Below are 23,110 nucleotides of genomic sequence, written 5' to 3' on the forward strand. Positions count from 1 at the left end.
GTCGCTAGGTTTGAGGCAGGCAGGCGCGGAAGGGGCGGCAGTGCTCGAAGAGGAATACCAACCGCGCCGACAGCTGCCCCCGCACCTGCGCAAGGCTCCGCCGACCGAGTCGCCGTTCGCCTTCACCATCCGCCCCGCCACCGCTCGCGACCTGCCCGACGTGCGGGAGATCTACAACTACTACGTCGTCAACAGCACCGTCACCTTCGACGAGGACCAGATGTCGCTTCGCGCCTGGCGTGCCCGGTTCGCCTTCCTCACGAAGCTCGGCATGCCGTTCCTCGTCGCCGTCTCGCCGTCGGGCGACGTGCTCGGCTACGCGCTGGTGTCGCCGTGGAAGCCGAAGCGCGCGTACCGCTACACGGTCGAGAACTCGATCTATCTGCGGCCCGCGGCGACGGGTAAGGGGCTCGGCCGTGCCCTGCTCGCCGCGCTGATCGACGCGTCGAAGCAGGCGGGGCTCAAGGAGATCATCGCCATCATCGCCGACAAGAACGCCGACGGATCCATCAAGCTGCACGAGTCGTTCGGCTTCAAGGAGACCGGCCGCATGGGCCGCGTCGGCTACAAGTTCGACCGCTGGCTGGGTACCGTCATGCTGCAGAAGAGCCTGAAGTAGCGCCCCTCTCCTCATGATCGATCAGGGGTGACGGCCGCCGAGCTCGACGAGTGTCACTCCCACGATGATGAGCAGGATGCCGCCGACCTGGATCCAGGTGAGGGTCTCACCGAACGCCAGCCAGCTCACCAGGGCGACGAGCGCGACGCCGACGGCCGCCCAGATGGCGTAGGCGATGCCGAGGGGGATGCCCCGCGACAGGCTGAGCGACAGGCAGGTGAACGCCACCGCGTAGCCGACGCCGACGATGCCGTACGCCCACCACTTCGCCCCGTCACCCGAGGTCAGACGCAGGAACGACGTCGCGATCACCTCTGCGACGATCGCGATCGCGAGGAACAGATAACCCATGGCTCAACAGTGCCAGTTCGGGATGAACAACCGAGTGCGGTCAATAGGCTCGAGGCATGTTCGAACTGCATCACCTGAGCGCGCAGGAGCAATGGGACTGGCTCCAACGGGGCGACATCACACCCGTCGAGCTCGTCGAGCACTACCTGTCCCGCATCGAGCGGTTGAATCCCGAACTCGGTGCGTTCTCGCGCATCGACGCCGACCATGCACTCGACCGGGCGCGCGAGCTGCACGGGTCGGTCCCGAAGACCGCGGAGCTGTGGGGTCTCCCGATCGCCGAGAAGGAGCTCGCCCGGCGTGAGGGGCACTCCTGGACCGGCGGATCCCGCGCGTTCGCCGATCAGATCGCCGATCGCACCGATGCGATCGTCTCGGTGCTCGACGAGGCGGGATCGGTGAGCCTCGGAGCGACGACCGCTCCCGAGTTCGGCTTCCCCTCGTACACCGAGCCAATCGGCCGGCCGCCCGTCCGCAATCCGTACGACGGTGCTCTCGGCGCCGGCGGTTCGAGCGGGGGAGCGGCGGCGGCCGTCGCGGCCGGCCTGCTGCCATTCGCGCCCGGCTCGGACGGCGGCGGTTCCGTGCGCATTCCAGCCGCCGCAACGGGACTCGTGGGCCTCAAACCGACCCGCGGGTTGGTCCCGGCGACCGCGCCGAGTCTCGCCGAGCTGGTCGCGAACGGCGCGCTCGCCCGAACCGTCGAAGACGCCGCGATGCTGGTCGACGCGATGACCGCGCGGCGTGCGGGCGAGATCGGCTTCGAGTCCGCGCTGCGGCCGCCCGACCCCGGCCGCCTGCTCGGACCGGCTGTCTACGGTGAGGGACGGTTCCAGATCGGTGTGAGCACGGCCTCACCGTGGGACGACTCCCACGGGATCACCCTCGATGCAGCCGCGCGGACCGCACTCGACGAGGCGCTCGCGCTCATCGGCTCCCGCGGCCACGGCGTCGAGGAGGTCGGCTTTCCCGACGCATCCCGCTATCCGGCGGCGTTCCGCACGATATGGCAGGCGGGAGCGGCCGCGCTGCCGCTCGATGACACGCAACTGGGCCTCGTGGAGCCGCTGACGGCGTGGCTGGTCCGAGAGGGCAGAGCCCTTCCCGTCGTCCGACTGGTCGAGGCGCTCTCGGCTCTCGCGCAGTTCGAGCGCGACCTGATCCGGACCTGGTTCGGGACGGAAGGTGCGCGCGTCGACGCGGTCATCACGCCCGCGCTCGCGATGACGCCGCGTCCGATCGGCTGGTACGACGCGGAGGACGGCGACCGCAACTTCGCTCAGCAGGTCGAGTACACCCCGTTCACGTCGTTCGTGAACGTCTCGGGATTGCCGGCCGTGACGCTTCCCGTCTCGGTCACTGCCGAGGGGCTGCCGATGGGGGTGCAGCTGATCGGCCCGCCCGGGGGAGAGGCGACGATCCTGTCGATCGGCCGCCAGCTCGAGCGGGTGCTGCAGTGGCAGAGGCGGCACCCGCCGCAGTGGTGAGCGCCGAATTGCCGGGTTCGGGCGGTGTTCTCGCGAGAGAACTGCCTGAACCGGGCAACTCGGGGCGGTCGGCCGTTTCACGTCGGCCCGAGATTAAGTAAGGTTAGGGTGTGCTAACTTCGCAGCGAACCCGACCTTCGTACCGCCCTTACCGGGTCAGGGTCGCGCGGATCCAACGCCTCAGCAGCACGTTCCTGCGGGTGACGTTCAGCGGTCCCGACCTCGATGTGTTCGGCACCGACGGCCTCGATCAGCGCATCAAGCTCGTCCTCCCGATCCCGGGGATCGGCTTCTCCGACTTCGGCGTCGACGACGAGGAGGTCCTCGCGGAGGGCTCGTGGTACCTGCGCTGGCGTCAGCTGCCCGACCATGCGCGCAATCCGATCCGCACCTACACGGTGCGCAGCATCCGCCCCGACGACAACGAGATCGACGTCGACTTCGTCTGCCACGGGGACTCCGGCCCCGCCTCGTCCTGGGTCACGCGGGCCAGAGTCGGGGATCCGCTCGTCATCGTGGGTCCCGACGCGCGCAGCGAGAACGCGAAAGAGGGCATCGAGTTCAAGCCGGGGGCGGCTCGGCGGATCCTGCTCGCGGGAGACGAGACCGCGCTGCCCGCGATCTCCGCGATCCTCGGCTCGCTGCCCGCGGGAACGCGAGCGCACGCGGTCATCGAGGTGCCGCACGTCGACGACTGGACGCCTCTCGCCGATTCCCCTGACGTCACCGTGTCCTGGCTCGTGCGCGATCGCTCGGCCGGCCGATCGCAGCTCGCCGAGACGGTCCGCGCCTGGTACGCACGCGAGTGCGAGGCCAGTTCCGACTCGCCCGACGAACTCGATGATGTCGACATCGACCAGACGATCCTGTGGGAGACGCCCGCCGAGGCGCCGATCGATTCGCTCTACGCCTGGATCGCCGGAGAGGCGAGCATGGTCAAGGAGATCCGCCGCTATCTCGTGCGCGACTGCGGCATCCACCGCCGCCAGGTCGCGTTCATGGGCTACTGGCGCGAAGGCCGGTCAGAGGACAGCTGATCGCGGGTCGGGCCCGCTCAGGATCGGGCGGTGTCCACGCGCTCCTGGCTGGCGCGCCACAGCTTCTTCGCGAACACCGCGTCGTCGGCTTGGGCTGACGTCGAGCCGTCGGGAAGGAGGCGGTCGAAGTAGGTGCCGCTGGGGGAGTCGATCTCGGCTGCCGCGATCAAGCGGATGAGGGGTTCGGCGCCCTGCTCGGGACTGATGCCGTAGTTCCCGTGGGTCAGGAAGTCGATCGCCGACATCATCCAGCCGCCCGCGCCGAAGCTCGTGCGGACGAAGCCGGGGTGGAACGAGTACGCCTCCACCCCCGTGCCGGCGATCCGGCGCGCGAGTTCCTTGATGAAGAGGATGTTCGCGAGCTTCACGTTCGAGTAGGCCCGCCAGCCGCCGAGCCACGGCCCGCGCTGCGAGTCGAGGTCGTCGAGCGAGATGCGGCCCCCGCGCGCGGCGACGCTCGCGGTCTGGATGATCCGCACACTGCCCTTCGGTGCGGTCTTGGCGGTCTCGACGATGCGCGGGAGGATCAGATCGGTGAGCAGGAACCCGGCCAGGTGCGATTCCTGGAAGGTGCGCTCGTTGCGGTCGGCGGTGAAGGTGCGGGTGTTCTGCATGCCGCCCGCGTTGTTGGCCAGCACGTGGATTCGGGGGTAGCGCGCGAGCAGGTCGGAGGCGAGGGAACGGACTTCGGCGAGCCGACCGTAATCGGCGACGAAGGCGTCGGCTCCGAGTTCCTTCGCCGTCTTGGCCGTGCGTTCGGGGTTGCGTCCGACGATCGCGATCTCGGCTCCGAGCGCGGAGAGGGCCCGCGCTGCGGCCCCGCCGATGCCCGAGCTGGCGCCCGTGAGCACGACGGTGCGCCCGACCATGCTCGTGGGCGGGGGAAGTTCGCGACGGTCAGAGCTCATCGGAAGGGCCTGTCTTCTCGGGGCCCGAGTCGGCGGGGGCGACCGGCGACGCCGCTCGCGTACGCGGCTTGCGGGCCGCGGGGCGGGAGCGCGGCACGTAGCCGCCGTCTTCGAGGCCCGCTTCGATCTCGAATCGGTTGGTGAGCGGGTTCTGCCCGTGCAGTGCGTAGAGGACCGGCAGCCACAACCCGTACTTGCGCCACTGCTCGACGTGGACCTGCTCGTGCTTCAGCACAGCCTCGCTGTCGTTGTCCCGCGTGAGGTACACGCGGCCGACGGTGGTGCCACCGCGTTTGAACGCCCACTTGGGGAGGCCGGTGAGCACGATCAGCTCTCCTTCACGCCGCACCCGTCCCGTGCTGAGCGGGAGGCCGATGGTGAGCCCGACGAGTGTCGCGTATTCGAATCCGACCGCGCGCGCCCAACCGGGAGGGAAGGTCTCGCGCATGAAGCGCGTGTTGCGGAACTCGGTGAAGCGATCGCCGAGTTCGCTGATCCGGTCGCCGAGCCTGCTCATGATTCGGGCCTTCCGTAGGTCTCGAGGAGGCGGAGCCAGACCTCGCTGATGGTCGGATACGACGGCACCGCGTGCCACAGGCGACGGACCGGGACCTGGCCGACCACGGCGATCGTCGCCGAGTGGACCAGATCGGCCACATCCTGTCCGACGAAGGTCGCGCCGAGGACGATGTCGCGTTCGGTGTCGATCACCAGACGGGCGGTGCCCTTGTACCCGTCGGCCTGCAGCGCGGCGCCGGAGACCGAGCCGATCTCGTAATCGACGCTGCGCACCGGGTAGCCCGCGTCCGTCGCGGCCTTCTCGGTGAGCCCGACGGAGGCGACCTCGGGGTCGGTGAAGGTGACCTGGGGGACCGCCTCCGCGTCGGCGGTGGCGACGTGGAGACCCCACGGCGCGTCGTCGACCGTGCGGTCCTGCGCGCGGGCCGCGATGACCTCGCCCGCCGCCCGAGCCTGGTACTTGCCCTGATGCGTGAGGAGGGCGCGGTGGTTGACGTCTCCCACGGCGTACAGCCACTTCTCGTCGGCGTTCGTCGGGGCGTCCACGAGGAGGGTGTCGTCGACCCCCAGCCAGTCGCCGTCGTCGAGGCCGACCGTGCTGAGACCGAGATCCTCGGTGCGCGGGGTGCGTCCCGTCGCGAGGAGCACCTCGGCCGCGGTCACGACCGTACCGTCGTCGAGGGTGATGACCGCGTCGCCTGCGTCGTCGCGGCGCACCGAGACCGGCGATCGCCCGAGGTGGAGCGTTGCGCCCGCCTCGGTGAGGGCATCGGCGACGAGCTGGCCCGCGAAGGGCTCCATGCTGGCGAGCAGCCCTCCGCGCGCGATGACGGTGACGGTGCTGCCGAGACCGGCGAACGCGGTCGCCATCTCGGCGGCGACGACTCCGCCGCCGATGATCGCGATCGAGTCGGGGATGTCGGTCACCCCGGTGGCTTCGCGGCTGGTCCAGGGCTGTGCGTCGGCGAGACCGTCGATGTCGGGCAGCAGCGCTGCCGACCCGGTCGAGACGGCGACCGCGTAGGTCGCCTCGAGCTCGACGATCTCGTTCTCGGGGGTCGTGACCGACACCTTCCGCACACCGCTGAGACGCGCATGGCCGCGGACGAGGTCGATGCCCGCCGATTCGAGCCAGCCGACCTGCCCGCCGTCGTCGTAGTCGCTGACGAACGAGTCGCGCCGGCGCAGCACCGCGGCGACGTCGAGGTCGCCGGTGACGGCCTGCTTGGCTCCGTCGACCCTGAGCGCGGCGGAGCGGGCGTGGACGGATCGGAGGAGCGCCTTCGACGGCATGCACGCCCAGTAGGAGCATTCGCCGCCGACGAGTTCGCTCTCGACGATGACCGTTCTCAGGCCGCGTTTGGTGGCGTAATCGGCGACGTTCTCGCCGACGGGGCCGGCTCCGATCACGATGAGGTCGTAGGTCGTTGTCACGAAGGGTCTCCTGTCGCGGAAGCTCCGGCCGGTCAGCGGCCGACGTAGTGGGGCGCGGTCCGGGTCAGGAACGCACGCATTCCGATAGCGGCATCCTCGCTTGCCGAGAGCGTCTGAAGCTGTGAGTTCAGTTCGGCTGCCGCTGCTTCGTCGCCGTCGGCGATCGCGAGGCGGGCGTTGGCGAGGGTCGCCTGGACGGCGAGTGGCGCCTGTTCGGCGATCCGGGCGGCGATCTCGATGGCGCGGGTGAGCTGCTCGCCGTGCGGGACGACCTCTTGGACGAGGCCGATGCGGAGCGCCTCGGTCGCGTCGAACAGGTCGCCGGTGAGCATCCAGCGCATGGCGTTGCCCCAGCCCACGGCTCGTGGGAAGCGGATCGTCGCGCCGCCGAAGGGGAGGATGGCCCGTGACACCTCGATCTGGCCGAAGCGGGTCGAGTCGGCGGCGACGGTGACCTCGCTGGCGAGGATGAGTTCGACGCCGAGCGTGAGGCAGGTGCCCTGCACCGCCATGACGACGGGTTTGGTGCGCGCGGCGCCGATGAGCCCCCACGGATCGATGCCGCCGTCGGGGATCAGCTCCAGTCCGCCGGGCTCCGAGAGGCGGGGGCCGATGTCGCCGAGGTCGAGCCCACCGGTGAAGTGGTCGCCGACCCCGTGGATGACGGCGACCCGCGAGTCGGGGTCGCGTTCGAAGTCGCCGTAGGCCTGGGCGAGCTCGCGGAGCATGCGCACATCGGCGGCGTTGCGCTTGTCGGGTCGGTCGAGTCCGATGACCCGGACGGCCCCGTGCTGCCTCACGTCGATGCGGGCGGGAACGTCGGTTTCGCTCATGCCCCGAGGCTACTCCGGCCCCACCACCCCACCCCGAGAGCCGCGCCCGCCCACCGCCCGCCGAGCCCGTCGAAGCGAAGGGCCCCGCCCGCAGAGCGCAGCGACGTGAAAGGGGACAAGCCCCGCCCGCAGAGCGCAGCGACGCGAAGGGGATCGAGGCCCGCCCGCTGAGCCCGTCGAAGCGAAGGGGGCGTCCTACCCGCTCACCGCTGCGACGTGATGGCGGAAAGGATCCGGAGGATGCTCGGCAGGTCCTCGACGGCCGCGACGGGCGATTCGGGTGCGAATCCGACGATCGCCCCGCCGGTGACGGGGAACCGGGTGCGCACCCCGCTGATGAGTCCGAGCAGGGAGTCGAGAGGGAGGCCGAACGGTTCAGCGGAGGCGACTCCGGCGATGTCGGCGGGGTCGAGGACGTCGAGGTCGACGTGCACGTAGACGGAGGTCGCACCGGTCGCCTCGACGGCGGCGATGAGCGTCTCGGGTGTTGCCGCATCCACCCCGAGGGAGGCGATGGGTGTCGCGGCGATGTACTCGGCCTCGGCATCGTCGGTGGCGCGGACGCCGACGAGCACGACGCGGTCGGTCCGCAGCGGAGCCTCGGGGACGAGGACGCCCTCGCCATCGCCGAGGGCGGTGCGCAGGACCATGCCGCTGAAGGCGGAGCTGGGGGAGCTGCCGGGCGTGTTCAGGTCTGCGTGGGCGTCGAACCAGAGGACGCAGGTGTCGGGCGAGTTCGTGACCGCCCAGTCCAGCGCGGCCGCTTCGACCCCGCAGTCACCACCGATGAGAAGGGGTGCGTCCTCGGCGGGAACCGCGGCGAGCTCGGCGGCGAGACGGTCGCGGACAGCCACGATGGCGGACAGGCGCCCGACCTCGGTGCCGAGGGAGTCGCCCGCCTCGGGCGGCGTCTCGATCTCGGTCGTCCTGCTCGAGGGGAGGTCGCCTCGGATCGCCTCCGCACCGTCGATGAGGCGCATCGCGCGACTCGATCCGGACCCTTGCCACTGCGGTGCCACGATGAATCGCCATCCCATAGCCCCAGTATCCTCCGCCGATAGGTGCACCGCCGGTCGAGGTCGGGGAGTGGAGGCGAGGAGTTGGCAGCCGGTCGCCTGTTCCCGCGCCGTCGAGGCCTGACAGGCGCGCAAATCCTGGCCCCCCCGCAGCCGGATTGCAGGTGGGGCGGGCGGCGGGTCAGCCTCAACTACCGGGGACGGCCAGCCCGTCCACCCAAATCCGCCGGGTCCTCTCCCTCAGCAGGTGAAATCCAGCCGATCCTGTCGCTCAGCAGGTGAAAGTGCGCTCAGCAGGTCAAAACAGGCCGATTCCGCCTGCTGAGCACGTTTTCACCTGCTGAGCGAGGGGGCCGGCCGGGCGACAGGTGGCCCGGAGGGGACGGGGAAGGCGAGGGCTAGAGCCAGCCCTTGCGTTTGAAGACCAGGTAGAGGCCTCCGCTCAGGGCGAGCATCAGGCCGATCGCGATCGGGTAGCCGAAGTACCAGTGCAGTTCGGGCATGTTGTCGAAGTTCATGCCGTACACGCTGCCGATCAGGCTCGGCGCGAACAGGATCGCCGCGTACGAGGAGATCCTCTTCACCTGCTCGCCCTGCGCCAGGCTGGCCTCGGTCATCCGGCGCATCTCGTTGTTCTGTGCCTCCGCTGCCAGCGTCGAGTTCGTCACGAGCGCGTTCTGCAGCAGCACCCGGAAGGAATCGGCCCGCTCAGCCACCCGGATGGCGTGGTCGTGAACGTCCCCCAGGTTGCGGCGCAACTCGATGTCGACATCGTGGGCCGCGTAGGCGCGCTCGATGTCGTCGAGGATTCCGATGATCGGGGTGACGGCACGCTGGAAGGCCATGACCTCGCGCGACAGCTCGTAGATGCGGCGGGACACCGCACTGCCCTCGCCGAACAGCTGATCCTCGATCTCGTCGATGTCGTTCTCGAGACCCGACGTGACGGGGCCGTACTCGTCGACGACCTGATCGAGCACCCCGTAGAGGACGGCGCGCGGACCCAGCGCGAGCAGCTCGGGGTTCTCCTCCATGCGGCGCCGCACCGCGCCGAGATCCGGCGACTCCGCATGCCGCACCGTGACGACGAACGTCGGCCCGACGAACACGTGCACCTCTCCGAACTCGACCTTCTCCTCGGCGTCGAGGTACCGGGCGGGACGGAGGACCACGAAGCTCACATCGCCGTACTTCTCCGCCTTCGCACGCTGATGGCCGGCGAGTGCGTCCTCCACCGAGAGCGGATGCAGACCGAACTCGTCGGCGACGGCGCGCAGCTCCTCCTCGCTCGGCCGGTACAGCCCGATCCAGGCCATCCCGCCGAGACGCTGCGCGGTCTCGAAGGTCTCCTCGAGGGTCTGCGGCTCGGCGGCGCGGTGGCCGTCGACGTACACGGCATTGTCGATGAGAGGCATCGAGGCTCAGGCTATTGCCGCGAGCGCCGCGTCGATCGCGTCTTCGATCGTGTCCGGCCCGGAGATCGCCTCCCAGGTCCGGCCGATGGTGCGGTCGTCGTCGATAGCTGCGAGCACGATCGCGGCGACATCGGCGCGCGGGATGCTTCCCCGCTCGACCTTGTCCGCCAGGCGCACCTTTCCGGTTCCCTCGTCGTTCGTCAGCCCGCCCGGCCGGATGATGGTCCAGTCGAGTCCGCTGGCCTTGAGATAGAGGTCGGCGTCGCGCTTCGCCTCGACGTAGGCGGCCCACACCTCGTCGGTGTCCGCGGGCAGGGGCTCGTCCACTCCCATCGCGGAGACCTGGACGACCCGGTTCACGCCGGCGATCTTCGCGGCGTCAGCTGTCAGGACGGCGCCGCCGAAGTCGACGGTGCGCTTGCGTGCGACCCCGGAGTTCGGACCGGCGCCCGCGCTGAAAACGACCGCGTCCGCCCCGCGGAGGTGCTCGGCGAGTTCCTCGGCGCTCGCCGACTCGATGTCGACCAGCGTCACCTCGCCGCCGAGACGAACGATGTCCTCACCGTGGTCGGCGTTGCGGATCACCCCCGTCACGTCAGCGCCACGGCTGTAGGCGAGGTTGATGATGTTCTGTCCGACCAGGCCGTGAGCCCCGATCACCGCGATGCGTGTCATACCCCCATTGTCCTCTCGGAGTCCGGCTCCGACCTGTGCGGACGGAGCCCCGCCGGGAGCCGTTCCGGACCCCGTTCCCGGGTCGGGACAACGCCCGGTCGACTCCCCGACGGGCGGTGGTACCTTTCGCTCGTGAGCCGAATCGCCGCGGTGGCAACCGCCCTGCCCCCGTACCGATACCCGCAGGCTGAGATCACCGAGATGCTCGCTCCGATGATCACGAGCGACCCCGCCAAACAGGCCGTCATGCGCCGCCTGCACGAGGGCAGCAAGGTGGCGACCCGGCACCTGGTCATGCCGCTCGAGAGGTACCGCGAGGCACTGACCTTCACCCAGTCGAACGACAGCTTCGTCGAGCACGCGACCGACCTCGCCGAGACGGCGACCCGCCGTGCCCTCGAGCGGGCGGGCATCACGGCCGACGAGGTCGACCTCGTCATCTTCACCTCGGTGACGGGCGTCTCCGCACCGTCGATCGACGCCCTGCTCGTGCCTCGGCTCGGTCTCCGCCCGGATGTGAAGCGGGTCCCCATGTTCGGGCTCGGCTGCGTCGGAGGTGCCGCCGGCCTCGGTCGACTGCACGACTACCTCCTCGGGCACCCCGACGACGTCGCCGTTCTCGTCTCCGTCGAACTGTGCTCCCTCACCGTCCAGCGCGACGACGACTCCATGGCGAACCTCGTCGCCAGCGGCCTGTTCGGCGACGGAGCCGCGGCGGTCATCGCCGTCGGCGCTCGACGTGCCGAGCGGCTCACCACCATGGGACCCGACATCATCGACGCGCGCAGCCACCTCTATCCCGACAGCGGTCATGTGCTCGGCTTCACACCCGGCTCCACCGGGTTCCGGATCGTGCTCACCGGCGGCATCTCGGACGCGGTCGACGAGCACTTCTCGCACGACGTGGTCGAGTTCCTCGGCGACAACGGACTCGACCTCGCCGGGGTCTCCGAGTACTTCGCCCACCCCGGCGGACCCCGGGTGCTGGAGGCGTTCGCGCGCGCCCTCGACGTCGCCGACTCGGCGCTCGACGCGAGCTGGAAGTCGATGGCCGCAGTCGGCAACCTGTCCTCGTCGTCGGTGCTGCACGTCCTCGCGGACTCGCTCGACACCGGTGACCGGCGATCGGGCGACAGCGGGCTGCTCTTCGCGCTCGGCCCCGGCCTCAGCGCTGAACTGATCCTGCTGCGCTGGCCCGAGACGGCGGCGGCCGCATGAGCGTCATCCTCTACGCGGTGCTGCTGCTGCTCGTCGGCTTCGAGCGGATCGCCGAGGTCGTCATCTCGACCCGCAACGCCAGATGGGCGTTCGCGCGCGGGGGAGTGGAGTACGGCAGAGCGCACTTCCCGTGGATGGTGGCGCTGCACACCGGCTTCATCATCGCCTGCTTCGTCGAGGTCGTCGTGGCGGACCGCCCCTTCATCCCCTGGCTCGGCTGGACGATGTTCGGGCTCGCGATCCTGTCGCAGGTGCTGCGCTACTGGTGCATCGCCACGCTCGGCCCGCAGTGGAACACCCGCGTCATCGTGGTCCCGGGCATGTCCCTCGTCGACCGCGGACCCTACCGGTTCCTCAGTCACCCGAACTACGTCGTCGTCGTGCTCGAGGGCATCGCGCTCCCGCTCGTGCACACCGCATGGGTCACCGCGATCGCGTTCACCGTGCTCAACGCGATCCTCCTGCTCGGCTTCCGCATCCCCGTCGAGAACCGCGCGCTCGCCGGTTCCGCCGACCGCACAACGGTCTGATGACCCGCACCGACGTGATCGTCGCGGGCGGTGGTCCCGTCGGCCTCGTCGCTGCCATCCGCGCGCGCCTCGCCGGGTTCGAGGCGACCGTTCTCGAACCCCACGACGGCGACCTCGACAAGGCGTGCGGCGAGGGCCTCATGCCGGTCGCGCTCGAGTCGCTCGCCGAGATCGGCGTCGCCCCCGCCGGCATGGACATCGCCGGATTCCGCTACACCGACGGCCGCCGATCCGTCGAGCACCGACTCTCCGGTTCCCCGGGGCGCGGCGTCCGCCGCACCACCCTTCACTCCGCGCTGCGGGCGCGCGCCGCCGAGGTCGGCGTGGTCGTCGAGTCGGCGCGGGTCGACGCGATCGTGCAGGATGACGCGAGCGTCTCGGCCGGCGGAGTCACCGGGTCGTGGCTGCTCGCCTGCGACGGACTCCACTCGAGCGTGAGCCGTCTGCTCGGTCTCGACCTGCCGATCCCGCGTCGAGGACGCCGATTCGGATTGCGCCGGCACTTCCGCGTCGCACCCTGGAGCGACCTCGTCGAGGTGCACTGGAGTCCCGACGCCGAGGCCTACATCACCCCCGTCGCGTCCGACACCGTCGGCGTCGCCGTCATGGGCCCCCGCGGAACCGACTTCCGGTCGGCGCTCGCCGCGATGCCCGAACTGGCGGATCGGATCGGCACCGCCGAGCCCGCGAGCACCCTGCGGGGCGCAGGGCCGTTCGGGTATCGGACGCGGCACCGGACGGCAGGTCGGGTCATGCTCGTCGGCGATTCGTCGGGCTACGTCGACTCGCTCACCGGTGAGGGGCTGCGCGTCGGCTTCGCCCAGGCGGACGCCGCCGTGCGAGCCGCACTGCAGGGGAGCCCGGCGCTGTACGAACGGGAATGGCATCGGGTGACGCGGGATGTGCGTCGGCTGACGACCGGGCTGGTGACCGCGGCGACCTCGCCCGTACGCCCCGCGATCGTCCCCGCGGCCGCGGCGCTGCCCGGTGTCTTCGGGTTCGTGGTGGAACGTCTGGCGCGCTGAGGTCCGAGGGCCTTCGTTTCGCTTCGCTCAACGGGCGGTGGGGGCGGGGTCCTTCGTTTCGCTTCGCTCAACGGGCGGCGGGCGGCGGGCGGGGGGTGGGGGCAGGCCGCCCGTTGAGCCCGTCGAGACGAAGGCCCGATGTCGGGGGCGGGGCGGAGAATGGGGGAGTGAGTGTCAAGGGCGGTCAGGGCGAGCGGCAGGTCTCGGGCCAGCTCGACAGCGACAGCGCGACCATCCTGCACATCGACATGGACGCGTTCTTCGCGAGCGTCGAACTGCTCGAGCGCCCCGAGCTGATCGGCAAGCCCGTCATCATCGCGGGGGAGTCCGGCCGGTCCGTCGTCACGAGTGCCACCTACGAGGCGCGCGCCTACGGTGTCCGATCCGCGATGCCGCTCAGTCAGGCCATGCGGCTCTGCCCGCGCGCGATCGTCATCCCCCCGCACGGCGTCAAGTACCGCCACTACTCGGCCCGCGTGATGAAGATCTTCGCCGACGTCACGCCACTGGTCGAGCCGCTCAGCATCGACGAGGCGTTCCTCGATGTCGCGGGCGCCCGCAAACTGCTCGGTTCCCCCCTCGAGATCGCCACCGCCATCCGCGCCACGGTCAAGGCCGACACCGGTCTCACCTGCTCGATCGGCGCCGCGTCGACCAAGTTCATCGCCAAGCTCGCCTCGACGAGGTCGAAGCCCGACGGCCTGCTCGTCGTCCCCGCCGAGGACACCCTCGCGTTCCTGCATCCGCTGCCGGTCGGAGCGCTCTGGGGTGTCGGCAAGGCGACCGCGGAGTCGCTGACGAACCGGGGCATCGTCACCGTCGCCGACCTCGCCGCGACACCTCTCGAGACTCTCAAGCGCTGGGTCGGCGAGGCGGGCGGATCCAAACTGCACGCACTCGCCTGGGGTCGCGACTCCCGCAGCGTCGATCCGCGTGGAGTCGAGAAGAGCATCGGCCATGAGAACACCTTCTCGGTCGACACCTCCGACCTCGTCGTGCTGCGCCGGGAGCTGCTCGACCAGTCCGAGCGGGTGGCGGTGCGACTGCGCCGAGCAGGCCTCAAAGGGCGCACGATCGCGCTCAAGCTGCGCTTCGCCGACTTCACGACCATCACCCGCAGCCGCACGCTCGGCGAAGCGACCGACACCGGTCGCCGCGTCTACGAGCAGGCCATCGAACTGCTCGACGAGGTCGAGATGCGCGGCCGCCGCATCCGCCTCATCGGCGTCCGCGCCGAACAGCTCACCGATGGCGATGAGCCCGCCCAATTCACGCTGTGGGACGACGAGCCCGCCGACGGCTGGCGGGACGCCGAGGGTGTGATGGATCGCGCAACGGAACGCTTCGGTGCCGGCATGATCCGGCCGGCCGCCCTGATCGCCAAGAAGGCTCGACCCGACGTTCCCCGAAACGCAGGTGAGGGAGGCTAGGCGAGAACGCCTCTGCTGTCACCTGTTCGCGGGGTATGAGTCGGTCACGTGAACTCGACCTGGCAATAACCTCAGTGCCCCAAACCCATCCGGGGGTGCCGCCGAATCGAGTGCATGCCCCCAGTCAGTCGACACCTGTCGCGCACCCCCTCCGAGGCCGTCATCTCCCGCCTTCTGGGCTTCATGACGCGCAGCGGGTCGTTCGCCGCGATCGGCCTCCTCGCCTTCGTGGTCGACATCGGCGTGTACAACGCGCTGCGGTTCACGGTGCTCGACGACAAACCCATCGGGGCCAAGGTGATCTCGGTCGCCGTCGCGATGGTCGTCGCCTGGATCGGCAACCGGTACCTGACCTTCCGCGATGCCCGCAACCGGCCCCTCTGGCAGGAGGCCGGTCTGTTCACCCTCGCCAACCTCCTCGGCCTGGGCGCCTCGGCCGCCTGCCTGTTCACCTCGCACTACCTCCTCGGACTGACCAGCCCGCTCGCCGACAACATCTCCGGCAACGTCATCGGCCTCGCCATCGGCACGGTGGTCCGTTTCGTCGCCTACCGCTACGTGGTCTTCCCCGACCGCGGACGTGACACGGCGGCCGCGACGGCCGTCATGGTCGCCCTCGAGACCGCAGCCCCCCACGACCCCCGGGAATCCCTCACCGATCCGGATTCCACCGCCCACGAACGCATCACCCACCCGGAAACATCCCCCGCATTCCCGAGCAAGATCCGATCGGAGCAGACCCTGTGATCACCGACAGCCCCACAGTGACCGCCGTCGCCCCCGCACCCGACGGCGCCCCCATCCCCGGCCCCCTGCTGACGCCCCAGCCCGATTCGTCGGGCGGCGGGGGGTCGGTTCCCGACCTGCCGACCCTGTCGTTCCAGGACGACGTGACGAGCATCTTCGCGTCCTGGACGCCGGGCGAGTGGATCGGCTACAGCAGCCTCGTCCTCCTCTCGCTCGCGCTGACCGTGATCGCACTCACCACCCTCTGGTGGATGCTGCACGCCTGGCGCAGCGACGGCCACCTCTCGCGAACCGCGTTCGCCGCCGAGGCGAAGCCCGCCCACCTGTCCTTCTCGCTGCTCGTCCCCGGACGGCACGAGGAGGAGGTCATGGGCGAGACGCTCGACGTTCTGGCCCGTCAGGACCACCCCGACTTCGAGATCATCGCGATCGTCGGCCATGACGACCCCGGCACCGAGGCCGTCTGCCGTGCTGCGGCGGCCCGTCATCCCGGCCTGATCAAGGTCATCGTCGACGACAGCGTGCCGAAGAACAAGCCCAAGGCGCTCAACCTCGCGCTGACCGTCGCGCGCGGCCAGGTCATCGGCGTGTTCGACGCCGAGGACGAGGTGCACCCTCACCTGCTCTCCCTCGTCGACACCAAGTTCAAGGACACGGGAGCCGACGTCGTGCAGGGCGGCGTCCAGCTGATGAACTTCCGCTCCAGCTGGTGGTCGCTGCGCAACGTGCTCGAGTATTACTTCTGGTTCCGCTCCCGCCTGCACTTCCAGGCCGAGGCGAAGTTCATCCCGCTCGGCGGCAACACCGTGTTCGCCCGCCGTGAATGGCTCGACTGGTCCGACGGCTGGGACGACCAGTGCCTCGCCGAGGACTGCGAGCTCGGCGTCCGCCTCTCGAGCGCCGGCGCCAACATCGTCGTCGCCTACAGCCCCGAGGTCGCGACACGTGAGGAGACCCCCGGCACACTGAAGTCGCTTTACAAGCAGCGCACCCGCTGGAACCAGGGCTTCCTCCAGGTTCTGCGCAAGGGGGAGTGGCGCAAGCTGCCCACCTTCCGCCAGCGCATGTTCGCCCGGTACCTGCTGTCGATGCCGTTCCTGCAGGCCGCGACAGGACTGCTCATCCCGCTTTCGCTCGTCCTCATCCTGTTCGTCAAGGTGCCGACGCCGATCGCCCTGCTCAGCTTCCTGCCGATCGCGCCCACCCTGGTCACCATCGCCGTCGAGGCGGCGGGCCTCGGGGAGTTCGGCCGGGTCTACGGCATCAAGCCGCGCGTCCGCGACTACGTGCGGCTCGTGCTCGGCACGTTCCCGTACCAGGTGTTCCTCGCCCTCGCTTCCGTGCGCAGCGTGATCCGTCAGCTGCGCGGCATCAACTCATGGGAGAAGACGGAGCACTCCGGTGCCCACCGCGACGCCGCCGAAGAGCGCCGTCAGCCCGAGCTGGTTCTGGGCGGTGTCCGATGAGCCGCGTACTCGAGCGTCCGACGACGGCGCCTCCCGTTCTTCACGGACCCGAGCCCATTCCCGCTCCCCGCCGCCACCGCGGTGGCAGCCGGGCCGGCCGCTGGTTCTCCGTCCACGCCCGCTCGATCAGCTGGCTCGCGCCCGTCCTCCTCATCGCCGGTCTCGTCCAGGCGATCGGAATGGCCGGCTCGCCGCAGCGGATCGACGATGAGGGCACCTACACGGCGCAGGCCTGGTCGATCGCCAAGCTCGGCGAGATCGCCCACTACACCTACTGGTACGACCACCCGCCGCTGGGCTGGTTGCAGCTCGCGCTGTACGGGCAGGCCACCTTCGCGTTCGACCGCTACGACGTCGCGGTCATCGCGATGCGCGAGGCGATGCTCGTCGCGATGGTCGTCTCGGCCGCACTGCTCTGGCTTCTCGCCCGCAAGGTCGGCCTCTCGCGTGCCGCGGCCTCCGCTGCAGCGCTCCTGTTCGCGGTGTCGCCGCTCGCCGTGCAGTTCCACCGCACGGTGTACCTGGACAACGTGGCGCTGCCCTGGCTCCTCGCCGCCTTCCTGCTCGCGATGACGAAGCGCAATCAGCTCGCCGGATTCGCGGGCGCAGCGCTCGCCTTCGGTATCGCGGTGCTCTCGAAGGAAACCTTCCTCCTCGCCCTGCCGGTGCTCGCCTGGGTGATGTGGCGCTCGTCCAACAAGGCGACGCGTCGTTACACCCTCTCGGTGGCGGGCAGCGTCCTCGTGCTCGTCGGCGGAACCTATCTGCTGCTCGCCGGGGTCAAGGGCGAGATCTTCCCGGGCCCCGATCGGGTCAGCCTGACCTCCGGGATCGCGTTCCAGCTCGCCAATCGCGAGTCCAGCGGATCCGCGTTCGACCCCGACAGCCTGCTCTCGGCGACCCTCGGCCAGTGGCTCCAGCTCGACCCGGTGATCCTCGTCGGCGGAGCGGTCGCGGCGCTCGCCGGGCTGTTCGCCCGTCAGCTGCGCCCGTTCGCGGTCCTGTACCTCGGCTTCCTCGCGGTGATCTTCCGGCCCGGGGGATACACCCCGGTTCCGTTCGTGATCGGAATGCTCCCGTTCGCAGCTCTCCTCATCGCATGGGGTGCCGAGACCGCCATCCGTGCCGCCCGTCGGCGCGGAGTCCGGACCCGCGCCGTCGGCATCGCCGGGATCGCGATCGCGCTGACCGGCGCGATCGTCGCTGCGCCCGTGTGGGCCACGCAGCTTCGCGGTCTCTGGCTGGCCGACCTCGACCGCCCCCTGCGGGACGCCCAGTCGTGGGTATCCGAGAACGTGTCGCGCGGCGACCGGGTGGTCGTCGACGACGCCATGTGGGTCGACCTCGTCGAGTCCGGATTCCCGCGCGACAACGTGATCTGGTACTACAAGGTCGACACCGACTCCGACGTGCAGGACATGCTGCCCAACGGCTGGCAGGACTTCGACTACGTCGTCACGACCGGGTCGATGCGCACCTTCCCGGACAACTTCCCTCAGGTGGCCCAGGCTCTCGACAACTCCCGCGTCGTCGCCGAATTCGGCACCGGCACCCAGGCCGTCGAGATCCGCAAGGTCTACCCCGAGGGCATCGAGGCGGCTGACGAAGCAGAGGGCTTCGCCGGAGAGCGTCGGCAGGCGTTCGGCGGCGAGCTGGCGAGCAACCCGCGGCTCACCATCGATCCCGAGTCCGAGGCGCTCCTCACGGGAGGCGGGGTCAACGAGTCGCTGACCCTGGCGCTCGGTCAGCTGCTCTCGACGCACGAACTGACGATCGCGGGATTCCCTGCGATCGCCGGCGAGGACGGCGTCGTGCGCCGTCAGGTGCTCATCACCTCCGTCGACGGCGAGGCCGTCACGCCGGGAAGCGGCGCGGGGTCCGACCTCGCGGGCTGGTTCGCCGCGCTCGGCGGCAGCTACGACGCCGACGAGACCGCGATCGGGACAGACGGGCTCACCGCCCGCTACTCGATCGACTGACCCCGCTCGCCCAGCACAGATCAACCCCCGTACCAATCGACCCGTTACGACCATCTCCGAAAGGCAGAAACGTCATGAACAGCACCCCCCGATCCCGCCCCGCCCAGGGGTTCCGCACCGCACTGGCGGTGGGAGCCGCCGCTCTCCTCGCCGCGGGAGCAGCTCTCCTCCCCGCGACATCGGCCACGGCCGCCCCCGACGACACCGGCTGGATCCGCGTCGCCCACCTGTCGCCCGACACCAAATCCGTCGACGTGAAGCTCTCCGCCCTCGCCGGCGGCGACTCGCTGTACGACCTGTCCGACGTCGGCTACGGCGTCGTCTCCGACTACATGCCGCTCCCGGCGGGCACCTACACGGTCGCCATGGTCGGATCCGACGCACCGGCGGACAGTGAGCCCGCCATCTCGGCGTCGGTCACCATCAACGCCGGAACCGCCTCGACGCTGGCCGCGATCGGCACGAACAGCGAGCTCGAGACCAAGGTCTTCACCGACGACCTCAGCGCCCCCAGCGAGGGTGCCGCCCGCGTCCGCCTCGTTCAGGCATCGACCACCTCCGACAAGGTGGACGTCGCCACCACAACCGGTCTCTCCATCGCGAAGGGTGCACCCTCCGGGACCGCCACCGGCTACGCCGAGGTCCCCGCCGGTCCGTGGAACCTGACCGTCCGCGCCACCAGCGCACGCGGCGCCGCGTCCGTCGACCTCCCCGTCGGCAGCGTCTCCACCTTGTTCGTGCTCGACACCCCCGCCGGCGGTCTGACGATCACCCCGATCCTCGACTCCGCATCGGCGGGCACCATGCCCGTCGGCGGCGTCGAGACCGGGGGAGGAGCGCTGGCGCACCGCGATGACAGCGCCGCCATGCTGCTGCCCGCCGGCATCATCGCGACGCTGATCGCCGGAGCCGGCGCGCTCCTCGTCGTGCGTGCCCGGAGGAGCGCCGAGCGGTGAACCGGAAGCGCGCGGGCGTCGTCGCGGGAATCGCGGCGGTGGCGGTCCTCGCCACCGCCGGGATCGCCGTCGCAGCCACCGGCGCCCTCTCCCCGACGGAGGATCCCGACCGGGCGGCCTCCGCTCCGTCGACACCCCTCGACCCGGCGACCGCAGCACCGAGGGACACCGCCGACGCCGAGCGCGAGTTCCTCGACGACTGGGTCGAGGACGGACGCGTCGTCCGCCGCGACCAGGGCGGCGACACCGTGAGCGAGGGGCAGGCCTACGGGCTCCTCGTCGCTCTGGCTGCCGACGACGAGGAGTCGTTCGATCGGATCTGGGACTGGACCACCACCAACCTGCAGCGGACCGACGGCCTGCTCGCGTGGCGCTGGTCCGATGGAGCAGTCGTCGACGACGAGCCCGCATCGGATGCCGACCTCGACACGGCTCGTGCACTCGCGCTGGCCGGCGACCGGTGGTCGCGCGACGATCTCACCACCGACGCCACGGCACTGGCCGGGGTCATCGCGGACCGGCTGACCGTCGAGACGGCAGCGGGCAGGATCCTGCTGCCCGGCATGTGGGCCGCGGCGACCCAGCCGTACGCCTACAACCCGTCCTACCCCTCGCCCGTCGCCTTCGCCGTCCTGTTCGACCTGACCGGCGACGAACGCTGGAACGAGGTCGCCGCCGGTTCGCGTGCGGTCACATCGAGCCTGCTCGACACCGCACCTCTCCCGTCCGACTGGGCACGGGTCAACGCCGACGGGACCGTCGCGGTCGCCGCGGGCCCCGCCGAGTCCGCCGAGCCCGTCCGCTACGGCTACGACGCCGCCCGGATGCCCATCCGCTTCGCGGAGTCCTGCGACCCCGAGGACGTCGCACTGTCGGCGCGACTCCTGCCGGCCCTCACCTTCGGCGAGGACCTCACCGCGCAACTCGACCTCGGCGGCTCATCGCTCACGACGGACCGGCACCCCCTCGCGTTCGGAGCCCGCGCCGCGGTCCTCGCCGCGGACGGCGACACCGCAGGAGCCGAAGCCGACCTCTCCGCGGGGGACACCCTCGCCCAGGAGCAGCAGACCTACTACGGGAGCGCCTGGGCGGCCCTCGCGCCCGCCCTCCTCACCGCCACCGATCTCGGCGGCTGCCCGCCCATCACCGCCTAGGAGCGACGACCATGGTTCCCCCCACCACCCCGAACGTCCGACGCACGGCGCGCGTCCGTTCGCGCCTCGTCGCGTTCGGCGGAGCGCTCGCCGTGATCGGGATCGCCCTCACCGGCTGCACCCCCGCACCGGCACCTGCGGCGGCCCCGACGCCGGTCGCCTCGTCGGCCGCGTCGGCCCTCGCAGCGGATGCCCCGCAGGAGCCCGCGGCCGCCGCTCAGAAGGTGGCGAGCGCGCCCCCGATCCGCGTCCGCATCCCGGACATCGGAGTCGACGCACCCCTCGAGGATCTCCACCGCGATTCCTCGGGAGTTCTGCTGCCGCCGGAGGAGTGGATGTCGGCCGGCTGGTATGTCGACGGCGTCGCCCCCGGAGAGATCGGCCCCTCGGTGATCGCCGGACACGTCGACACCGTCAGCCAGGTCGCCGTCTTCGTCGATCTCGAGAAACTCCAGCCCGGTGCCCGTGTCGAGGTCGACCTCGCCGACGGCACAACGACCGCGTTCCAGGTCGACCGCACCATCGACGTCAGCAAGAAGGAGTTCCCGACGGCAGAGGTCTACGGGCCGACGCCGGACGCCCAGCTGCGGCTCATCACCTGCAACGGACCCTTCGACGACGCCGAGCACCGATACGCCAACAACATCGTCGTCTTCGCCACTCGCGTCGCCTGAGCTCATCCCAGCACCCCCACCCCCGATTCCTGCACCACCCAGGAGAGGAGCACCACCGTGAACACCATCGTCGTCATCCCGACGTACAACGAGAAAGACAACCTCCACCCGATCCTCGATCGGCTGTTCGACGCAGTTCCCGACGCGCACGCGCTCATCGTCGATGACAGCTCTCCCGACGGCACGGGCGAGCTCGCCGACCAGCGCGCCGTCACCGACGGACGCATCCACGTCCTGCACCGGGCGGGCAAGGAGGGGCTCGGCAAGGCCTACCTCGCCGGCTTCGCCTGGGCGCTCGAACACGGCTACGACGTCATCGTCGAGATGGACGCCGACGGCTCGCACCACCCCGAGCAGCTTCCCCAGCTTCTCGCGCTGGCCCACGACGACGACCTGATCCTCGGCTCCCGCTGGGTCCCGGGCGGGAAGGTCGAGAACTGGCCGCTCAGTCGCCGCGTCCTCAGTCAGGGCGGCAACCTCTACGCACGTATGGCGCTCGGCGTGAGCGTCCGCGACGCGACCGGCGGCTACCGCGTCTTCACCCGCCGAGCCCTCGAGAAGCTCGATCTCGACGGGGTCGCCTCGCACGGCTACTGCTTCCAGATCGACCTCGTCTGGCGGGCGCTGCAAGCGGGGCTCCGCGTCGTCGAACACCCCATCACCTTCACCGAGCGGGTGCGCGGCGAGTCGAAGATGGACTCGTCCATCGTGTCCGAGTCGCTGCTGCGCGTGACCTTCTGGGGTCTGCGCCGCCGCGCCCGCGGAGCCGTGGAGCTGGTGGCCCATCACCGCCGTCTGCCGTCGGTGCGCGCCACGAGCCGGGTCGCCTTCGCTCCCCGCAGCTGGGGTATCAGCGGACGATGAGCTGGAATGCCTAGGGTCGACCCATGGATCTGAGCAAGGGCGATCGAGTCAGCTGGGGCACTTCGCAGGGGCGCACCCGCGGGAAGGTCGTCGAGAAGAAGACGTCGGATTTCACCTTCGACGGCCAACACTTCACCGCAAGCGCCGACGCGCCGGCCTTCATCGTCGAGAGCGAGAAGACCGGAGCGCAGGCGGCGCACAAGGCGGGTGCGCTCAGGAAGCTGAAGTCCTGACGCGCGGTCCGCGGCCGGCCGCACGATTCGAGGCCAGTGTGCGACGGGGCTTGATCGCGTCGTCGACGGCGGCCCACACGTTGACGAAGACGGCCTCCGGCCTACTCGACCTCCGTCGAATCGGAGGTCGAGGAGCGCATCGCTGACCGAGCTCCGCCGCCGCCCCGCCCGCTGAGCGCAGCGATGCGAAGGTCCGGGGTAGCCCACTCCGCCCGCTGAGCGCAGCGATGCAAAGAGCCGGGTCGTGTCCGAGCTCCGGGGGGAAGACCCGCCCGCTGAGCCCGTCGAAGCGAAGGTCGATGAGGTTGCACGTAGTGTGAAGGAGACCCCCGCCCGCCCCCGAGCATCCCGGAGCACCAGTGTCCATCGAAGTGCTCGTGTTCCTCGCGCTGGCCGCGATCCTGCTCACGGTCCTGGCCCGGGTGAGCCGGGACCGGCGCGTCAAGCAGGTGCTCTCGATCGCCGCCGGAACCCTCGGGCTCATCGCCCTCGTCGTCGCGGTGGTCGTCCTGCTCCCGAGCTGACCCGACGCCGTCCGCG

General features: G+C 70.3%; 24 protein-coding genes. 16 read left to right on the forward strand and 8 right to left on the reverse strand.

Features of this window, described 5'->3' with window-relative positions:
• Positions 1-40: 40 nt before the first annotated feature.
• Positions 41-619, forward strand: a complete 579-nt coding sequence (locus DDQ50_RS09150; protein ID WP_116756445.1) for a GNAT family N-acetyltransferase — start codon at positions 41-43, stop codon at positions 617-619.
• Positions 620-640: 21 nt separating this feature from the next.
• Here the strand turns inward: DDQ50_RS09150 and DDQ50_RS09155 are convergent, their stop codons facing one another.
• Positions 641-970: a DMT family transporter gene (locus DDQ50_RS09155; RefSeq protein WP_116756446.1), complete on the reverse strand. Its 330-nt coding sequence runs from the start codon at positions 968-970 to the stop codon at positions 641-643.
• A 56-nt stretch (positions 971-1,026) separates the two neighbouring features.
• Between DDQ50_RS09155 and DDQ50_RS09160 the strand changes: the two genes are divergently transcribed.
• Together DDQ50_RS09160 and DDQ50_RS09165 are read left to right on the forward strand one after the other, a co-directional pair.
• The gene (locus tag DDQ50_RS09160; RefSeq protein WP_116756447.1) at positions 1,027-2,457 is read left to right on the forward strand and encodes an amidase; all 1,431 of its coding nucleotides are present in this window, start codon (positions 1,027-1,029) and stop codon (positions 2,455-2,457) included.
• Positions 2,458-2,567: 110 nt separating this feature from the next.
• Entirely contained in the window at positions 2,568-3,494 is a 927-nt protein-coding gene (locus tag DDQ50_RS09165) for a siderophore-interacting protein (RefSeq protein ID WP_116756448.1), read from the forward strand.
• A 17-nt stretch (positions 3,495-3,511) separates the two neighbouring features.
• Here DDQ50_RS09165 and DDQ50_RS09170 read toward each other — a convergent pair whose 3' ends face one another.
• The 7 genes from DDQ50_RS09170 to DDQ50_RS09200 form a co-directional block, all read right to left on the reverse strand.
• The gene (locus DDQ50_RS09170) at positions 3,512-4,402 is read right to left on the reverse strand and encodes an SDR family NAD(P)-dependent oxidoreductase (RefSeq protein WP_240614323.1); all 891 of its coding nucleotides are present in this window, start codon (positions 4,400-4,402) and stop codon (positions 3,512-3,514) included.
• Positions 4,392-4,919, reverse strand: a complete 528-nt coding sequence (locus DDQ50_RS09175; protein WP_377940210.1) for a Fe-S oxidoreductase — start codon at positions 4,917-4,919, stop codon at positions 4,392-4,394. Before DDQ50_RS09175 ends, DDQ50_RS09170 begins: the two co-directional genes overlap by 11 nt.
• The gene (locus DDQ50_RS09180; RefSeq protein ID WP_116756450.1) at positions 4,916-6,355 is read right to left on the reverse strand and encodes a dihydrolipoyl dehydrogenase family protein; all 1,440 of its coding nucleotides are present in this window, start codon (positions 6,353-6,355) and stop codon (positions 4,916-4,918) included. Before DDQ50_RS09180 ends, DDQ50_RS09175 begins: the two co-directional genes overlap by 4 nt.
• A 32-nt stretch (positions 6,356-6,387) precedes the next feature.
• On the reverse strand, positions 6,388-7,188 hold the full coding sequence (locus DDQ50_RS09185) for a crotonase/enoyl-CoA hydratase family protein (protein ID WP_116756451.1): 801 nt from the start codon (positions 7,186-7,188) through the stop codon (positions 6,388-6,390).
• Positions 7,189-7,391: 203 nt separating this feature from the next.
• Positions 7,392-8,225 carry an arginase family protein gene (locus DDQ50_RS09190; protein ID WP_116756452.1) on the reverse strand — a complete coding sequence of 278 codons (834 nt, stop codon included), beginning with the start codon at positions 8,223-8,225 and terminating at the stop codon, positions 7,392-7,394.
• A 377-nt stretch (positions 8,226-8,602) separates the two neighbouring features.
• Positions 8,603-9,619: a magnesium and cobalt transport protein CorA gene (locus DDQ50_RS09195; protein ID WP_116756453.1), complete on the reverse strand. Its 1,017-nt coding sequence runs from the start codon at positions 9,617-9,619 to the stop codon at positions 8,603-8,605.
• A gap of 6 nt (positions 9,620-9,625) precedes the next feature.
• Positions 9,626-10,294, reverse strand: coding sequence for an SDR family oxidoreductase (locus DDQ50_RS09200; RefSeq protein WP_116756454.1), 669 nt, complete (start codon positions 10,292-10,294; stop codon positions 9,626-9,628).
• A gap of 132 nt (positions 10,295-10,426) precedes the next feature.
• On the opposite strand from DDQ50_RS09200, the gene DDQ50_RS09205 reads away from it, so the two are divergent.
• From DDQ50_RS09205 to DDQ50_RS17260, 13 genes are all read left to right on the forward strand, one after another.
• The gene (locus DDQ50_RS09205) at positions 10,427-11,512 is read left to right on the forward strand and encodes a type III polyketide synthase (RefSeq protein WP_116756455.1); all 1,086 of its coding nucleotides are present in this window, start codon (positions 10,427-10,429) and stop codon (positions 11,510-11,512) included.
• Positions 11,509-12,042 (forward strand): isoprenylcysteine carboxyl methyltransferase family protein, encoded by a 534-nt coding sequence (locus DDQ50_RS09210; RefSeq protein WP_116756456.1) that lies wholly within the window; start codon positions 11,509-11,511, stop codon positions 12,040-12,042. Before DDQ50_RS09205 ends, DDQ50_RS09210 begins: the two co-directional genes overlap by 4 nt.
• Positions 12,042-13,067, forward strand: coding sequence for an NAD(P)/FAD-dependent oxidoreductase (locus tag DDQ50_RS09215; RefSeq protein WP_116756457.1), 1,026 nt, complete (start codon positions 12,042-12,044; stop codon positions 13,065-13,067). Before DDQ50_RS09210 ends, DDQ50_RS09215 begins: the two co-directional genes overlap by 1 nt.
• 167 nt (positions 13,068-13,234) lie before the next feature.
• Positions 13,235-14,497, forward strand: a complete 1,263-nt coding sequence (gene dinB / locus DDQ50_RS09220) for a DNA polymerase IV (RefSeq protein ID WP_276308390.1) — start codon at positions 13,235-13,237, stop codon at positions 14,495-14,497.
• A gap of 114 nt (positions 14,498-14,611) precedes the next feature.
• Positions 14,612-15,244 carry a GtrA family protein gene (locus DDQ50_RS09225; protein WP_240614324.1) on the forward strand — a complete coding sequence of 211 codons (633 nt, stop codon included), beginning with the start codon at positions 14,612-14,614 and terminating at the stop codon, positions 15,242-15,244.
• Positions 15,241-16,710: a glycosyltransferase family 2 protein gene (locus DDQ50_RS09230; protein ID WP_240614325.1), complete on the forward strand. Its 1,470-nt coding sequence runs from the start codon at positions 15,241-15,243 to the stop codon at positions 16,708-16,710. Before DDQ50_RS09225 ends, DDQ50_RS09230 begins: the two co-directional genes overlap by 4 nt.
• Positions 16,707-18,689: a glycosyltransferase family 39 protein gene (locus tag DDQ50_RS09235; RefSeq protein ID WP_165829762.1), complete on the forward strand. Its 1,983-nt coding sequence runs from the start codon at positions 16,707-16,709 to the stop codon at positions 18,687-18,689. The genes DDQ50_RS09230 and DDQ50_RS09235 overlap by 4 nt, the downstream gene beginning before the upstream one ends.
• A gap of 74 nt (positions 18,690-18,763) precedes the next feature.
• Positions 18,764-19,645, forward strand: coding sequence for a DUF4397 domain-containing protein (locus tag DDQ50_RS09240; protein ID WP_116756459.1), 882 nt, complete (start codon positions 18,764-18,766; stop codon positions 19,643-19,645).
• Positions 19,642-20,799, forward strand: coding sequence for a family 8 glycosyl hydrolase (locus DDQ50_RS09245; RefSeq protein ID WP_116756460.1), 1,158 nt, complete (start codon positions 19,642-19,644; stop codon positions 20,797-20,799). The genes DDQ50_RS09240 and DDQ50_RS09245 overlap by 4 nt, the downstream gene beginning before the upstream one ends.
• An 11-nt stretch (positions 20,800-20,810) precedes the next feature.
• Positions 20,811-21,473: a class F sortase gene (locus DDQ50_RS09250; RefSeq protein ID WP_116756461.1), complete on the forward strand. Its 663-nt coding sequence runs from the start codon at positions 20,811-20,813 to the stop codon at positions 21,471-21,473.
• 57 nt (positions 21,474-21,530) lie between these two features.
• Positions 21,531-22,337 (forward strand): polyprenol monophosphomannose synthase, encoded by an 807-nt coding sequence (locus DDQ50_RS09255; RefSeq protein ID WP_116756462.1) that lies wholly within the window; start codon positions 21,531-21,533, stop codon positions 22,335-22,337.
• 23 nt (positions 22,338-22,360) lie between these two features.
• The gene (locus DDQ50_RS09260) at positions 22,361-22,570 is read left to right on the forward strand and encodes a hypervirulence associated TUDOR domain-containing protein (RefSeq protein ID WP_116756463.1); all 210 of its coding nucleotides are present in this window, start codon (positions 22,361-22,363) and stop codon (positions 22,568-22,570) included.
• A 359-nt stretch (positions 22,571-22,929) separates the two neighbouring features.
• Positions 22,930-23,094: a hypothetical protein gene (locus DDQ50_RS17260; protein ID WP_165829763.1), complete on the forward strand. Its 165-nt coding sequence runs from the start codon at positions 22,930-22,932 to the stop codon at positions 23,092-23,094.
• The last annotated feature ends 16 nt before the right edge of the window (positions 23,095-23,110 follow it).

It is taken from the genome of Amnibacterium flavum (assembly GCF_003097495.1).
Classification (GTDB): domain Bacteria; phylum Actinomycetota; class Actinomycetes; order Actinomycetales; family Microbacteriaceae; genus Naasia; species Naasia flava.